The organism is Saccharibacillus sacchari DSM 19268, assembly GCF_000585395.1.
In the GTDB taxonomy this organism is placed as follows: Bacteria; Bacillota; Bacilli; order Paenibacillales; family Paenibacillaceae; genus Saccharibacillus; species Saccharibacillus sacchari.
On record NZ_KK073875.1, the window covers coordinates 3,846,259 to 3,860,971 of the forward strand.

Annotated in this window: 14 protein-coding genes; 6 read left to right on the top strand and 8 right to left on the bottom strand. The window is 53.7% G+C overall.

Annotated features, from left to right (window positions below):
- Positions 1-78: 78 nt before the first annotated feature.
- From SACSAC_RS16595 to SACSAC_RS16610, 4 genes are all read left to right on the top strand, one after another.
- Entirely contained in the window at positions 79-1,059 is a 981-nt protein-coding gene (locus SACSAC_RS16595; protein WP_051507190.1) for an ABC transporter permease, read from the top strand.
- A 12-nt stretch (positions 1,060-1,071) separates the two neighbouring features.
- Positions 1,072-1,956: a carbohydrate ABC transporter permease gene (locus tag SACSAC_RS16600; RefSeq protein ID WP_037288391.1), complete on the top strand. Its 885-nt coding sequence runs from the start codon at positions 1,072-1,074 to the stop codon at positions 1,954-1,956.
- Positions 1,957-2,009: 53 nt separating this feature from the next.
- The gene (locus tag SACSAC_RS16605; protein WP_037288393.1) at positions 2,010-3,536 is read left to right on the top strand and encodes an ABC transporter substrate-binding protein; all 1,527 of its coding nucleotides are present in this window, start codon (positions 2,010-2,012) and stop codon (positions 3,534-3,536) included.
- A 61-nt stretch (positions 3,537-3,597) separates the two neighbouring features.
- Positions 3,598-4,614 (top strand): SGNH/GDSL hydrolase family protein, encoded by a 1,017-nt coding sequence (locus tag SACSAC_RS16610; protein ID WP_037288395.1) that lies wholly within the window; start codon positions 3,598-3,600, stop codon positions 4,612-4,614.
- Between the two features lie 81 nt (positions 4,615-4,695).
- Here the strand turns inward: SACSAC_RS16610 and pdxR are convergent, their stop codons facing one another.
- Entirely contained in the window at positions 4,696-6,222 is a 1,527-nt protein-coding gene (gene pdxR / locus SACSAC_RS16615) for a MocR-like pyridoxine biosynthesis transcription factor PdxR (RefSeq protein WP_037288397.1), read from the bottom strand.
- Between the two features lie 101 nt (positions 6,223-6,323).
- Here pdxR and SACSAC_RS16620 point away from each other — a divergent pair, with 101 nt between their 5' ends.
- Both SACSAC_RS16620 and SACSAC_RS16625 read left to right on the top strand, forming a co-directional pair.
- The gene (locus tag SACSAC_RS16620; protein ID WP_037288399.1) at positions 6,324-7,208 is read left to right on the top strand and encodes a dihydrodipicolinate synthase family protein; all 885 of its coding nucleotides are present in this window, start codon (positions 6,324-6,326) and stop codon (positions 7,206-7,208) included.
- An 84-nt stretch (positions 7,209-7,292) separates the two neighbouring features.
- Positions 7,293-8,234, top strand: a complete 942-nt coding sequence (locus SACSAC_RS16625; protein WP_245608748.1) for a DMT family transporter — start codon at positions 7,293-7,295, stop codon at positions 8,232-8,234.
- 39 nt (positions 8,235-8,273) lie between these two features.
- On the opposite strand, the gene SACSAC_RS16630 is transcribed toward SACSAC_RS16625, so the two are convergent.
- From SACSAC_RS16630 to SACSAC_RS16660, 7 genes are all read right to left on the bottom strand, one after another.
- Positions 8,274-9,098, bottom strand: coding sequence for an energy-coupling factor transporter transmembrane component T family protein (locus SACSAC_RS16630; RefSeq protein WP_051507191.1), 825 nt, complete (start codon positions 9,096-9,098; stop codon positions 8,274-8,276).
- Positions 9,095-10,012, bottom strand: a complete 918-nt coding sequence (locus SACSAC_RS16635; RefSeq protein ID WP_245608656.1) for an energy-coupling factor ABC transporter ATP-binding protein — start codon at positions 10,010-10,012, stop codon at positions 9,095-9,097. Before SACSAC_RS16635 ends, SACSAC_RS16630 begins: the two co-directional genes overlap by 4 nt.
- Positions 9,997-10,797 (bottom strand): ATP-binding cassette domain-containing protein, encoded by an 801-nt coding sequence (locus SACSAC_RS16640; protein ID WP_037288404.1) that lies wholly within the window; start codon positions 10,795-10,797, stop codon positions 9,997-9,999. Before SACSAC_RS16640 ends, SACSAC_RS16635 begins: the two co-directional genes overlap by 16 nt.
- Before the next feature lies 1 nt (position 10,798).
- Positions 10,799-11,353, bottom strand: coding sequence for a biotin transporter BioY (locus SACSAC_RS16645; protein ID WP_037288407.1), 555 nt, complete (start codon positions 11,351-11,353; stop codon positions 10,799-10,801).
- A gap of 184 nt (positions 11,354-11,537) precedes the next feature.
- The gene (locus SACSAC_RS16650) at positions 11,538-12,599 is read right to left on the bottom strand and encodes an ABC transporter substrate-binding protein (RefSeq protein WP_037288410.1); all 1,062 of its coding nucleotides are present in this window, start codon (positions 12,597-12,599) and stop codon (positions 11,538-11,540) included.
- 33 nt (positions 12,600-12,632) lie between these two features.
- Positions 12,633-13,394: an ABC transporter ATP-binding protein gene (locus tag SACSAC_RS16655; RefSeq protein WP_037288413.1), complete on the bottom strand. Its 762-nt coding sequence runs from the start codon at positions 13,392-13,394 to the stop codon at positions 12,633-12,635.
- Between the two features lie 3 nt (positions 13,395-13,397).
- Positions 13,398-14,414 carry a FecCD family ABC transporter permease gene (locus tag SACSAC_RS16660; RefSeq protein ID WP_245608749.1) on the bottom strand — a complete coding sequence of 339 codons (1,017 nt, stop codon included), beginning with the start codon at positions 14,412-14,414 and terminating at the stop codon, positions 13,398-13,400.
- Positions 14,415-14,713 lie beyond the last annotated feature (299 nt).

Consider the following 14,713-nt stretch of genomic DNA (forward strand, 5'->3'; position numbering starts at 1 on the left):
CGCTTACATATTTCTCGGGCTTATGCTGATGACGTTACGAATCCAACACGTCAAAACGAAAAAAGGAGTGAAACGTCGATGGTGCAACAAGCTACGCCGCGTGACACGAACGATCGTCTCGCCAAGCGTCAGGCTGTAAGCTTCGGTCGGCTGCGAAAGTCGATCGGAAGAGATGCTCCCTTATACTTGCTGGCGCTGCCGGGAATCGCGGTTCTGATCCTGTTCGCCTACCTGCCGATGAGCGGACTGATCCTCGTATTCAAGAACTACAACTTCAATGACGGCATCTTCGGCAGCCCCTGGGCAGGATTCGCCAACTTCGAGTTCTTTTTCTCCAGTATGGAAGATGCGATTCGAGCAACGCGAAACACGGTCATGCTGAACGTGCTGTACATGTTGACCGGTACCTTTTTCTCCGTCGCGATCGCGATCGTATTGAATGAAATGCGCAGCAAATGGTTCGTCAAAATCACGCAAAGCGTCATGTTCTTCCCCTACTTTATTTCGTGGATCATCATCGGCGCGATTCTGTTCTCCCTGCTGGACTACGATAAAGGCATCTTGAACCAATCGCTTGCCGCATTAGGATTAAGCCAGGTCGATTGGTATTCGAGTCCATGGCTGTTCATGGTCATTCTGGTGCTAGCGAACATCTGGAAAAGTGCCGGCTACGGCGCCATCATCTACTATGCAGTGCTTCAGGGTATCGACACCTCCTACTATGAAGCGGCCCGGATCGACGGCGCTTCGCGGTGGCAGATTATCATGCGGATCACGCTGCCGATGCTGATTCCGTCTATTATCCTGATGAGCCTGCTCAGCATCGGCGGCATGCTCAAAGGCGATCTCAGCATGATCATGGGCGTTACCTTCCTGAATCCTTTGCTGCTGCCGACCACCGATATCATCGACGTGTACGTCTACCGTACCGCGATCCGTTCCGGCGAATTCGGCTTCGCGTCGGCGATTACGTTGTACCAATCCGTATTCGGCTTCATTCTGGTGCTGGTCGCCAACAAAATGGCAGGTTGGTACGACAAAGACAGCAAACTCTTCTAGGAGGTGAAAAGCATGCCCAAGGCTGAAAACAAAGGCTTATTGATCTTTTTCTATGTCTGCATCGCCGTATTTTCCGTGATTTGCTTCGCTCCGTTCGTTCTGGCCGTCTCCGGCTCGTTATCGACCGAGTCCCGGATCGCGGCGGAAGGTTACTCGTTCTGGCCGCGCGGCTTTTCGCTGGAGACGTATCAGTTTTTGTTCGGCTCCAAACTGGAACAGATCGTGCGCGCCTACGCCGTTTCGTTGACCGTGACCGTGCTGGGCACCGTGTCGGCGGTTCTGGTCACGACGGCGTACGCCTATGTGGTTTCCGTCAAAAGTTTCCGCTTCCGCAACGTCTTTGCCTTTTTCGCCTACTTCACCATGTTGTTCAGCGGCGGCACGCTCCCTTGGTATCTGCTCAGCACGAAATACTATCATCTCGACGACAAGCTGATCGGTCTGATCGTTCCTTACCTGCTTAGCGTGTTCCTGATGTTCCTGATGACCAACTATTTCCGCAGCATTCCGCACGAGATCGTGGAATCGGCGCAGATTGACGGTGCCGGACATCTGCGCATTTTTATCCGGATTATGCTCCCGCTCGGGCGGGTCGGCGTGGTCACCATTTCCCTGTTCTACGCGCTGCAATATTGGAACGACTTCTACCTGCCGCTGATGCTGGTCACCGACGAACGGCTGTACACGATCCAATATCTGATGTACACCATGATGGCTAACATCCAGTTCCTCGCTTCCGGCAACGCCGCGCAGGTCGGCGGAGCGATCATCGCCCCGCCGCTCGAGACGGCCAAGATGGCCATGACCTGTCTGACCGTGCTGCCGATCGCGATTTTGTATCCGTTTCTTCAAGGCTTTTTCGTCAAAGGGATCGTGGTCGGCTCGGTCAAAGGTTGATCTAGGGGCATCGCGATTGAATCTTCAACTACATTAGGGAGGTTGGTTGATTTATGTTCAGAAAAAAAGGCTGGCTCGGCTTGCTGATGACTGCGGTTCTGCTGCTTGGCGCGTGTTCGCAAGGCGGAGGTGAAGCGACGACCGGAACGGGCGGCAACGACGCAAATCCGACGGACGCGTCCGGTAACGAAGCAAGCGGCGAGTTGGCTCCGGCCAAGCTCAAGATCGTGCTGTACGGAGACGAGTCCAACCGGATGAAGGAATTGGCGAAGACGGAGTTTTACGACCGCATCAAGCAGGAAATCAACGCCGAAGTCGAGTTCCAGTTCCTGCCGTGGACCGAATACGCGGGCGGCAAGACGGATCTGATGCTCTCCACGGGCGAAGATTTCGCGACCTATACCGACGCCAACTACATGGTCAAATCGGTTGCCAAAGGTCTGTACGCGGATCTCACCCCCTATACGGAAGCTTCCGCCGATCTGAGCAAAACGGTAGACGAAGCTTCGTTCAAAGCCTTCCAATTGGGCGGCAAACAGTATGCGATTCCGGTAGGCAACAAACCCAATTCCGCCGAGTTTTACAGCGTGCTCGTCCGTCAGGACCTGCTGGAAGAAGTCGGCATGAGCGAAGTGACTTCGCTTGCGCAGCTGGAGGAATATTACGATAAAGCCCATGCCGCCCATCCCGAGCTGATCGGTTACGCCGGAGTCGATGCGCGCCGAATGCTGCTATACGACTACACGGACAAAAATCTGTATTGGCAAAACGACTTTGTCGCATTGGACGAATCGGCGCAGGATGATCAGATCCTCAATTGGTTCGAGTCCGAAGAATTCAAGAAATATGCGGATCTGATGCGCGGTTGGTACGAAAAAGGCATCATCCCGAAATACGCCGCCACCAACGTCCCGCAGCTGCAATCCGACTGGAATTCCGGCAAAGCGATGTTCTGGGCCGGTACGGCGGCGCGTCCGTTCGAAGGCGCGGCGACGATCTCCCAAGCCGTGCCGGACGCCAAGCTGGTCAATTACTTCCTCGGCGAAGGTCGTTCGAAGATCAGCCGCGGCACGTATAGCACCGCCTTCTTCGTTTCCTCGGCCGCGAAAGATCCGGAACGTTACGTGATGTTTTTCAACCTGCTGCAAAAAGATCAGGAACTTTACGACCTGTTCGCTTACGGGATCGAAGGAACGGATTATACGCTGGACGAGAACGATCGGATCACCCGTCTGACAACCGATTCGTTGATCCCCGACTGGTTGCTGATGAATAAGAACTTTATCCGTTTCGATAACAGCGTGCCGGACGATTTTATCGCCGAATACAAAGCTTGGGACGACGACGCGATCATTTCGAAAGGCGCGGGCTTCAACTTCGACAACACGCCGGTTAAAAACGAAGAAACCAAGCTGAACGGCGTATTGACCGAATACCTGGCTCCGATCGGCAGCGGCTTCGTCGACTATGAGACGGGCTATCCGAAAGCGCTGGAACGGCTCAAATCGGCAGGCATCGACAAGTATATCGCGGAATATCAGAAGCAATTCTCGGCGTGGTACGCGGAGCAGAATCAATAAAGGACGGAAAGAACGCAAAGACCCTTTTCGAGGGAAAAGGAAATATGAGGGGTATTGAATCATGATCCATAACGATGTCGAGCTTTACAATGTGCAGGGCTTGATCGAAGACGGCAAAGGCGGCTTTCGCTTGAGCCGCCTGCCTGTCGAGGTTCGAGCGAAGGTGAATGAACGGGCGCAATTTGCTTGCTTATCGGGGAGCGGCGTGGAAATCCGGTTTCGATTGCTGGGAGAACAGGCAACTTTGATCCTTGCACGCGATTCTGTGCCGGATGATGTATCGCCTTACGGCATAGCCGAGGTGTATATCGGTTCTTTTCAAGGATCGTATCACGCGTCGCCGCAGGCGGTGACCACGAATAAGACGCGCATCACGATTACCCGCCAAGATCTCGAACGCGTTCAAAGCAATTGGAATACGGAAAAACAGCCTTTTGACTCTGAGTTGGTTCGGGTATTGCTTCCTTATGATTGGGCTAACCGGCTTTACGATATCGAAGGCGACGTTGCCCCTCCGCTGCCTGACCAAGTTCCGTCCGAACGTTACCTTGCCTACGGTTCGTCGATCACGCACGGCGGCAGCGCTTCTCTCCATTCGGCTGCTTATGCAAGCAGGTTGGCCGAAAAGCTTCAGATGGATCTGATCAATCTGGGCATGGCGGGAAGCGCTCAAATGGATCTTGCGTTAGCCGAATATATCGCCCGTCGCCAAGATTGGAATATCGCAACGCTTGAGATGGGCGTCAACTTGACCGACTGGCCGATCGAACGTTTCCGCGAAACGGCGGAAGCTTTCGTGCGAACTATCGCGGAAGCGCATCCCGAGCGTTGGATCTTTTGCACGGACATCATCCGCAATCGCCATGATGATGCCGGAAGCGGCGTCAATGATGCGTTTCGGGAAGCCGTAACGGACATCGTGAGCAATCTGGCGTCTCCGCGAGTGATTTACGTAAACGGACTGAAACTGCTGAGCACGATCACCGGCTTGAGTTCGGACGGGCTGCATCCTTCCGATCGAGGTTTCTCCGAAATCGCCGATTGTTGGCATGAACGAATCGTGCAGACGATTCTATGATCAGGCGTATTAACCAATCGAAAAACGCGCTTTCCGACTTGGGAAGGCGCGTTTTGTTTTCGTTTTTGAACGAAGAGCTGCTTACTGCCTTCGTATTCGCTGGATATCCCATGCCGCAGCCAATATCTTCACGCCTTCCTCGATCGCCGCTTCATTCGCTCCCGCGTATCCAAGCAGCACCTGCGCTTGGTCCGAAGCAGTTGGAGGATCGATATAACAATCGGCTACCGGGTAGACTCTGACTCCCCATTTTTCCGCAGCACCAATCAACTCCTGTTCGGTCATTCCGTTATTCGGTTCCAGCAACAGGTGTAGGCCGGAGGCCGCGCCGATGATCCGCACCTTTTGATTCATGTAAGTTCGAATAGACGCCAGCAACGCCAAGTATCTTTTTTTGTACAAATTCCGCATTCGATTGAGATGTCTGGCCCACTCCCCGCTCTGCATGAACAACGCCAACGTATATTGATCCAATCTCGAAGTCGTTTGTTTATAATGCTGCCCCTTTGCCTGATAAGCGTTCATTAACTTGTCGGGAAGCACCAGATAGCCGATGCGTACCGAAGGCATAAGCGATTTTGAAAATGTGCCGACATAAACCGTATTGCCGTGGTTGTCCAAACTATGCAAAGAAGGAATCGGCCGTCCCTCGTAGCGAAATTCGCTGTCGTAATCGTCCTCGATGATCGTTCCGCCCGCAGACCGCGCCCATTCGATCAATTCCAGTCGCCGGGATACGGACATTACCGTGCCGGTCGGGAATTGATGGGACGGCGTGACGTAGACGGCTTGCACCCCGCCCTGCCTAAGTTCATGTACGCGTATGCCCGATTCGTCCAAGTTTGCGGCAAACGGAGATCGACCGCAATCCTCGAAAATCTTGCGCATTCGCACATATCCCGGCTCTTCCATTCCGTATCTCGCTTCGCGCCCGATCAACCGGCATAACAAGTCCATCAACCACTGCGTGCCTGCGCCGATCACGATTTGTTCAGGCAAGCAGCTTACCCCGCGAGACTGGTACAGATACTCGGCGATTTGTTGTCTCAATTCGATCTCTCCTTGCTGATCGCCGTGTTGGAAAAGACGCGCATGCTCGGGAGATAGGCTTTTCATCAGAAACTGGCGCCATAAGCGATACGGAAAATGCCGCGTATCGACGTCGCCGTATCTAAAGTCGCATAAAGGCTCGTTGGCGGCTTTCGCGGATTCAGCCACGTCTCCGACATCCAAAGCCGAGCCGTCGGAATCCCATCGGTTTTTATCCTGGTTCAAATGGGCGATTTCGAACTTTTCGATATTGGATTTTCCGCTTCTCGGTTCTTCTTCGCTCTCGGGCAGCTCGGATACGAACAAGCCTCGCCGCGGTTCGCTGTGCAGGTAACCTTCCGCAAGCAGCTGCTGATAAGCGGCATCCACCGTATTCCGACTGACATTCAGATGATCGGCCAGCCGGCGCTGAGACGGTAATTTGCTGCCCGAAGAAATTCTGCCTGCGCGGATTTCCGTTCTTATATGCGCGTACAACTGCTCGTAGATCGGTTGTTTTCGCTTCAAATCCCATATTCCGTTCGGATGCTCTGCCAACAGCGGTGTAAGCTCCAACATCTGCAACTGGCCCCTTCCGTTTCATTGAAACTGGTTCTATTGAACAAGCCAGCTTATCTATATACTATACGAAATGAAAACAGAAATGGGAGTGTTGGGTTATGTTCAAGGGGTTATCTGCTTTTCCGCTTACGCCGTTTAAGGAGGAGCATGTAGACGAGCATGCTTTTCTAGCTTTGCTTGGCCGTTTGGTTGAAGCTAACGTGGATTCGATCGGCGTACTTGGTTCTACCGGCAGTTACATGTACCTCAGCCGGGAAGAACGTCGGCGGGTGATCGAATTATCGGTTCGCGAAGCTGGAACTATTCCGATCATGGCGAGTATTAGCGAGCTTCGTCTGCGCGACGTGCTGGCGTTGGCGGAAGATGCGCAACAAGCCGGGGCAAGTGCCGTACTGCTTGCTCCCGTGTCGTACCAACCGCTTGGGGAAGAAGAAGCCTACTCGCTATATGAAGAGGTTTCCCGCCATGCGTCCGTTCCGATCTGCGTCTACGACAATCCCCGCACCACAAGGTTTACGTTCAGCGACGAGCTGCATGGACGAATCGCGGCTTTGCCTCATGTGCAGTCGATCAAGATTCCCGGCGTTGCGGCCGACGGCATCGAGGCCAAAGAGCACATCGACCGTCTGCGTTCGGTCGTGCCTGCGAAGTTCGCGCTCGGCATCAGCGGCGACGATTGCGCGGCAACGGGGCTGACTGCGGGCTGCGACGTCTGGTATTCGGTATTGGGCGGTCTGTTCCCGCGAATTTGCCTTGAGCTGACCCGTCATGCCCAAGCAAGGCGAGCGGACGAAGCTCTTCGCGTCTCCGCGCAGTTGGCTCCGGTCTGGTCGCTCTTCAAACGTTACGGCAGCGTGCGCACCGCTGCGGCAATCGCTATCCGTCAAGGCTGGATGAGCGCGCCGGGCCTGCCTCTTCCGCTTGCTCCCGTTCCGGCTTCCGAGATCGGGCGGATTGTCGACTGCCTGGATGCTTTATCCTAATCTATATGAAGGAAAACAGCGCCTATAGCGCGAATGAAGCATGGAGAGATTGATTGAGGAGGTTTAAGTCAAGTCGTGTGGTTTATGTTTGCAGTTGCCGCTTCCGCTTGCTTCGGTATTCGCGGAATTTTGTATCAATGGACTTCTCAGCGGCCGGTAGACCGGAATCTGCTGTTCGTCGGCGTGTATTTGTCGGGAATTATCGTCTCGCTGCTGTTGAATATCCAGGCCGGACAACCTTGGAATGACGGTATCGAGCTTGGAATCCTGATGGGCCTGTTTTCGTTTGCAGCCAATGCTTCGTTATACCGGGGCTATGAGGTAGGCCGTGCTTCGGTTGTGGCATTTTTCTCGGCGCTGTCGCCGCTCGTTGTCGTCTTGGCCGCTTACCTGATGTGGAGCGAAGCGCCGGGCGCGGTGCAGGGAATCGGGTTTGCTATCGTTGTACTGGCGCTTGTCATCGTCCGTTACGGGCAAGATCTTCGCAGCGGTCAGCTTCGCGGTTGGAGTTGGGGAACGCTCGCCATGCTGCTATACAGCTTCACCGACCTGAGTTCCAAGCAATCCGTGCTGATCGGCGCATCGATGCTGCCGGTATTGACGATGATGTTTATGACAGGAACCGTATTGTTTCTTGGGATGCACGTCACGGACCGGGTTCGGAAAAGTAGCGGGAAAAAGAGCCTAACAGATGGTGCGGAGCAAGACCATCATGAAGCATCGCCGAGCATCGCCTCTTCCGCCGCAACGTCTTCCGAACAAGGTGCAGCTCGTACCGTTTGGCCCGCCCGCCGCACGTTGCTCTGGGGCATGACGGTCGGCTTGACCAATATCGCGGGCATGGTTCTGATGCTGAACGCGCTGCAAGAAGGCGTCACGGGCATTGTCTCCGCGATTACCGCGATGAGCGTGATCGTTGTCATTTTGTACGCGCGATTCTATTTGAAAGAAGCGATGAGCCGCCGCGAAGCATTGGGTATCCTGCTTGCTTTTGCGGGGATTATCGTGTTGAGATTGGCTTCTTGAACAAGAAAAAGCACCCGTTTTCATGGGTGCTTTTTCTTTTCAAATGCGGGTGTTGGATAGGTGTAAATCGATTACCAAAAGGATAGCGATGCTGAGCAGGATCAAGCATCCGGCTGCGAGATCGGGTTTCGTTAGGCGGAGCGGACGGAAGATCGTTCTTCCCCGCCCGTCGCCGTAGGCCCGCGCTTCGATCGCAAAAGTCAGGTTGTCTGCGCGGCGAGCGGTGCTGACCAGCAAAGGAACCAGAATCGGGATAAATTCCGTCAGGCGAGAGAACGGATTGCGGTTCGACGGCTCGAATCCTCTGGCCCGGCGCGCAAGCCGGATGCGTTGGATTTCTTCAAGGATCGTCGGGATGAACCGAATCGCGATCACGATCATTAACGAGAATTGTTCAACGGGAACGCGCAGCTTGGACAAAGGCTTCAGCAGCGTTTCCAGCCCCTGCGCCAGCACGAGGGGGCGGGTCGTGCCGGTTAACGCGGACGCTGCAAGAATCATCAGCAGGATGCGCCAAACGATTCGGACTCCTTCCAGGATGCCCTCGACGGTGATATGCAGAAACCCGTACGAAACGAGGAGCGTTTGTCCTTTTCCCAATGTCGTGTGGTACAGCAGCGTGAGGATCAGAACCGGAAGCAGCGGAAGCAGGCCGCGGAAGTAGAAACCCAGCGGAATTTTCGAAAGGAGCAGAATGATTAAAACAACTACCGTCGCCGCCGCGTAGCCGCTTCGGCTGTCCATCATCATAATCACAATCATCAGCAGCAATAAGCCGATGATCTTGATGCGCGGATCGAGACGATGCACCGCAGAGTCCCGTTCGATAAACTGGCCGACGAGCATTCGATCAGAAGCATTCATCGGCCGTTCCTCCTGTTTTCTTTTCGGGCATTCCAGGCTTCTTTTACCTGATCCAAGACATCCGCTTCGCCGCAGCTTGAAGGACTTACCGTTCGACCTGACAAATGCTCGGTCAAGCGCAGCAGTTCAATCGCCTCCGGCAGCGGCATTCCGGACTGGATCAGCAGATCGTTTCGCTGCAAAAACAAATCGTCTGCCGTCTCGTGCGCCAACAAATGTCCTTCATGCAGCAGCGCGACGCGATCCGAATACTCCGCAACATCCTCTATCCGATGCGAAATAAACAACACCGTACGCCGCTCTCCGTGCAAGCCGCCTCGCTGCCAAGCTCGAAGAACACGCAGCAGTTCGCGTCGGCTGACCGGATCGAGCGCGGCTGTCGGTTCGTCCAGGATCAGCAGCCCGGGATTAGCAATAAGCACGGAAGCAATTGCCAGCCGTCTTTTCTGTCCGCCGCTGAGCAACAAAGGCGATTGATGCAGAATTTCTTCGCGCAGCCCGAATACCGGCAAGATCGCGCGAATCGCCATCGCGATTTCTTTTGAAGAATCCCCTCGCATCCGCAGCGCAAAGCTTAATTCCTTCTCGACAGTAGTCTCGAAGATTTGATGCTCCGGGTATTGAAAAACAAATCCGATCTCCGGCACAACGCGAACTCGTCCTTTGCGGTCCCGGGCTATGGGTTCTCCTGCCAGCCTATATTCGCCCGTGAACTCGGGGATCAGGCCTTTGATCAGGCGGACCAACGTAGACTTTCCTGCCCCGGTCTTTCCGATCAACGAGGTCCAGCTTCCGGGTTCCAGTCTCAGATCGATATGCCGTAACACGGGAGTCCCGCCCAGTTCCACGCAAATATCCCGAAGTTCCCAACCGCTTTGCCGTGCAATAACGGTCTTTTTCATTCGATTGACCATTGCGATGCAGCACGTCCTTTCCAATCGGCGGTTGCTTCTCCGCTCCACCCGAGCTGCTGACCGATTCGAACAGCAAACGGCCGCTCCAACCCATACGGTTCAAGCGGTACTTCCCGGAAAAAACGATCCGTCGGACCGTCAAACGCCAACTTGCCCTGATCCAGCAGCAAAACACGGCGCGAAGCCAATACTTCGTCCATATGATGCGTGATTTGTATAATGGTGATTCCTTGTGCATGCAAATCCCGCATAAGCTTGATCAGTTCGTTGCGGCCTTCGGGATCGAGCATGGAGGTCGCTTCGTCGAAGACGATGAATTGAGGTTGCATCGCGATAACCGCGGCAACGGCAGCCCTTTGCTTCTGTCCGCCTGATAACTCGTGCGGAGCGGCATCGGCATATCGTTCCAGCCCCGTCGCCCGCAAAGCGTCCTGAACCCGTCCTCCGATCTGTTCAGGAGGCACACGGATGTTTTCCAGACCGAATACGATCTCGTCCGTGACATTCGTCGTAATAAATTGGTCTTCCGGATTCTGGAATACCAGACCGATTGTTTGGCGAACATCACGAGCTTGATCGGGATCGGACGTCGCTTGCTCACCGAGTGCAACAGAACCTTGCTTGGCAAGCAGCAATCCGTTCATCAGCTTGGCTAGGGTGGATTTTCCGCTTCCGTTACCGCCTACGATCGAGATAAACTCCCCTTTTTGAATCGTGAAACTCACTTCCTTCACGACTTCTTGCCCTCTGCGATAATAATAACCGACTTGATCGAAGACCAGCATATCAGGCGCCGAGCACTTTCTCTTCGACCGGACTGACCGCGCGAGCCTGCACGACGACGATTGCGGCGATTACGGCCTTAACGATATCCCCCGGCACAAAAGCAAGCGAGGCGACTAACCCTGCCCAGATCGGCGTGTTTGTAATCAAAGCCATAACAACAGCCCCGATCACTCCCCCCATAATGACGCTAAATGCAATATTGATCGCGATAAGCTTCCACGTTTTCAGCTTCGGCCATACTTGCTCGGTCGCCCAGCCGATGCAGAACGCGACCAGCGGCCAACTGAAGATGTAGCCGGCAGTCGGCCCGACGAGCGGAGCCAATCCGCCTGCTCCCCCGGCAAGGATCGGCAATCCGAGCGCAACCAGCACGATAAACAGAATCAAGCTGATCAAGCCCGTTTTTTTGCCCAGAAAACCGCCGGCCAGCATAACGCCCAGTGTCTGAAGCGTGATGGGCACCGGAATGAATCCAAGCGGAATCGGAGGAATCATCCCCAACACGGCGATCAGTGCAGCGAATAGAGCGGCATATACCATTTCTTTTGTTTTCATGACAGGGTTAACCTCCAGTATTGTTCTTCTTACTATGTAGGCAAGCCGGTTCAAATCTGCTTGCTTCGTGCCTTTGCATTATAGCTTGATTAATTATCATTGTAAACCCATATAAAAATTATTGGTTAACAATAGAGACGCAGCCTATAAAAAATAGCCCCTTTCCGTAGAAAGGAGCTCATACTTACTCAAACAAATCCGGATACAATTCTTTCGACAATTTTTCGATCCCTTTCAAGGAGTCGTATCCATAGCCGAACATATAGTTATAATTCATTGCGTAAACTTGTTGGTTTTGAATAGCTTGCATGCTTGAGAGCTTAGGATTCGCGTAGAGCGCTTCTTTGACTTTCTCGGTCTGGTCGCCGTCCGGAATGATAATGATATCCGGGTCGGTTTCGATCAGCATCTCGATGCTGCCGTCGCCATCGCGGTCTTTGAGCGGGTTGTCCAGTTTGATTTTATTCATGACGTCATTGAAGAATGTTTCGCCCTTCAGCGTCAGTAAAGCGACTTCGCTCGGATCAAACATGTGCAGATAAACGTACGTTTTGTTTTCCGTGATTGTGCTCAGCTTCGAGGTTACGGCTTCTTCGCGTTTTTTCAGGTCGTCGATAAAGGTCTGCGCATTATCCTGAACATCGAAGATTTTGCCCAGGTTTTCGATGTCGGCATAGACCGAATCATACGTTCCGCCCGCGATCGAGGATTCCAACACATACGTCTTAACGCCCATTTCGTTCAGCGAATCGACCGTGCCCGTGCCCCAATCCGCATTGTCGAATAATCCGCCGCGACCCAGCACGATGTCCGGATCAACGCCGAGCGTCACTTCTTTGCCGACATAACCTTGATCCAGAATGTTCAGCTTCGCGTATTCGTCGGCTACGTCCGGATCGCCTTCGCCCTGCCCTGCGCCGACGCCGACGATCTTATCGCCGAGTCCCAAGTGCAGCAGCAATTCGGCAGTCGGGCGAGTGTTGGCCATGATGCGCTCCGGGGCTTTGTCGAAGGTCTGGTCTTTGGCGGTCCATTCGGTTCCGCCTTCGGCTTTTGCTACGTTCGAGATCGTTAACGGATAAAGAGCCGTTTCGGTTGGCGCTACCGCTTCCGTCGATCCTGTAGCCGCTGTTGCTGTCGATTCTGCAGCCGCTTCCGGTTGAGTGCTTGACGCGCCTCCGCACGCCGTTAGGGCCAACATCAAAGCCAGCGTCGCTCCTGCCATTACATTCACATTCTTTTTCATCATCATTTCCCCCTATATGTATGTAAGCTAGATTTATAAACTGTAGGCAAACCCCAGGCTTCCGGTAATCGGATTGCGGTAAGTCGCGCAGCGCACCTCGTAGATGGCTTCGATATTTTCCGGCGTCAGCACGCCTTCCGGCGTTCCGTGCGCGTACACGACGCCGTTTTTCACGGCATAGAGGTAATCGCAATAATGCGCGGCCATCTCCAGATCGTGCAAAGCGGCCAATACGCCGATGCCCAGATTTTTGACGCAGGACAGAATCTCGATCTGATACCGGATATCCAAGTGGTTGGTCGGTTCGTCGAGAATCATGAATCCCGGCTGCTGCGCGATGGTGCGTGCCAACACGACCCGCTGTTTCTCGCCGCCGGATAGCGACAGATAGCTGCGTTCTTTGTACGCCGTCAGGTTGGTGACGCGCAAAGCGTCTTCGACGATCTCGCGGTCTTTCGGCCGATCCGCTTCCAGCATCTTCTTGTGCGGCGTGCGGCCGAGCATGACCATTTGTTCCACGGTGAGGTCAAAATGCATCTCGTTGAACTGCCCGACGACGCCCATTTTTTGCGATACTTTTTTCTCGGACGATTTTAAAATGTTCAGATCGTCCAGCATCACGCTGCCGCTAGTCGGTACCAAGCTTTTATAAATGCTTTTGAGCAATGTCGATTTGCCGCAGCCGTTAGGACCGATCAGGCCGACGAACTGCTTGTCTTTTACCCGGACGGATGCGCCGTGGACGATATCTTTGCGCCCGATCCGCACCTCCATGCCCGTAGCGGTCAATTCCATCGTTTACCCCCCGAAGTTATAGCCTTTTTTCACAATCATGTAAATAAAGAGCGGCGAACCGATCACCGACGTGATAATGCCAATCGGCAGCTCGACATTATGCACCAGCGTTCGCGACAGGATATCGGCCCAGATCAGGAACAGCGCGCCGAGCAGCAAAGTCGCCGGCATCAGCCGTTTATGATCCGCTCCGAACATGCCCCTCGTAATGTGCGGAATAATCAAGCCGACGAAGCCGATCATGCCCGCGTAAGCGACCATCGTGCCGGTGACAAGCGCCGTTGCGACCATGTACAGCTTGCGGTATACGCTCAAGTTGATCCCCAGCGTAATCGCCGACTCGTCTCCCAGCAGCATGGCATTCAGTATCCGATGCTGGAACAAGAAGATCAGACAGCCGAGCAGCACGACGATCGCCATGACCGGAACCTTTTGCCAACTCGACGAACCCAGGCTGCCCATCGACCAGAACGTAACGGTCTTGATGCCTTCCGCGTCGTTGGCGAAGTAGATGATCAAGCTGGAAAAAGAACCGCACATCGCCCCGACGACGACTCCCGAAAGCACCAGTTTGACCGACGTTGCTTTACCGCCTATGCTCGACAGGAATAATACGCCGAGCGACGTGATCATTGCACCGACAAAAGCTGCCGAAGCCACGCCGAATTGCGAGAAGATCGTGCCGCTGCCGAAGCCGACCAGAATAGCAAATGTTGCACCGAGCGAAGCACCTGAGGAAATGCCCAATATGTAGGGATCGGCAAGCGGATTTTGAACGACTGCCTGCATCACTGTGCCGCATAGCGACAATCCCAATCCGATCAGCAGCGCGAAGATCACTCTCGGCATCCGGACCTGCATGATGATGTTCAGATACGATCCGTTATCGATCTGCTCGATCGAACCGAGATGGCCTCCCGATAGCGCATGCAGCAGAATATTCATCGCTTGTCGAAAAGGGATCTGCACCTGCCCGATCGACACCGAATAGACGGCCGATATAAGAATCAGACCTACCATAGCCAGAATGAACGCACTATAAAAACCGGTCGCCCGGGCTTTATGCGTCCGCGTTTTTTGCAATGTTGCCTCCTGCATGTTTCCAAATTCACCTCCGTGTATGGAATTAAAAACGGATATTCGATAATGATTATCATTTTCATAAAAGCCATCGTACCTCTATTTTGCACAAAAAACAATCTTTATAAAGAAAAAATGTACATTTAATATTGTAAACAGATAAACAAATGTAAAAAGAGAAGAGTATCAAAGCTACTCTTCTCTTTCGATCTCCTTGCGCCAGGGCGTGTCTTCAAACC

Bases quoted from the DNA above. Each gene is read 5' to 3' on its own strand.
- SACSAC_RS16625 (WP_245608748.1), top strand. From the start codon at position 7,293: ATGTTTGCAGTTGCCGCTTCCGCTTGCTTCGGTATTCGCGGAATTTTG.
- pdxR (WP_037288397.1), bottom strand. From the start codon at position 6,222: ATGTTGGAGCTTACACCGCTGTTGGCAGAGCATCCGAACGGAATATGG.
- SACSAC_RS16620 (WP_037288399.1), top strand. From the start codon at position 6,324: ATGTTCAAGGGGTTATCTGCTTTTCCGCTTACGCCGTTTAAGGAGGAG.
- SACSAC_RS16655 (WP_037288413.1), bottom strand. From the start codon at position 13,394: ATGGAATTGACCGCTACGGGCATGGAGGTGCGGATCGGGCGCAAAGAT.
- SACSAC_RS16605 (WP_037288393.1), top strand. From the start codon at position 2,010: ATGTTCAGAAAAAAAGGCTGGCTCGGCTTGCTGATGACTGCGGTTCTG.
- SACSAC_RS16630 (WP_051507191.1), bottom strand. From the start codon at position 9,098: ATGAATGCTTCTGATCGAATGCTCGTCGGCCAGTTTATCGAACGGGAC.
- SACSAC_RS16650 (WP_037288410.1), bottom strand. From the start codon at position 12,599: ATGAAAAAGAATGTGAATGTAATGGCAGGAGCGACGCTGGCTTTGATG.
- SACSAC_RS16660 (WP_245608749.1), bottom strand. From the start codon at position 14,414: ATGGTAGGTCTGATTCTTATATCGGCCGTCTATTCGGTGTCGATCGGG.
- SACSAC_RS16645 (WP_037288407.1), bottom strand. From the start codon at position 11,353: ATGAAAACAAAAGAAATGGTATATGCCGCTCTATTCGCTGCACTGATC.
- SACSAC_RS16635 (WP_245608656.1), bottom strand. From the start codon at position 10,012: ATGGTCAATCGAATGAAAAAGACCGTTATTGCACGGCAAAGCGGTTGG.
- SACSAC_RS16640 (WP_037288404.1), bottom strand. From the start codon at position 10,797: ATGCTGGTCTTCGATCAAGTCGGTTATTATTATCGCAGAGGGCAAGAA.
- SACSAC_RS16610 (WP_037288395.1), top strand. From the start codon at position 3,598: ATGATCCATAACGATGTCGAGCTTTACAATGTGCAGGGCTTGATCGAA.
- SACSAC_RS16600 (WP_037288391.1), top strand. From the start codon at position 1,072: ATGCCCAAGGCTGAAAACAAAGGCTTATTGATCTTTTTCTATGTCTGC.
- SACSAC_RS16595 (WP_051507190.1), top strand. From the start codon at position 79: ATGGTGCAACAAGCTACGCCGCGTGACACGAACGATCGTCTCGCCAAG.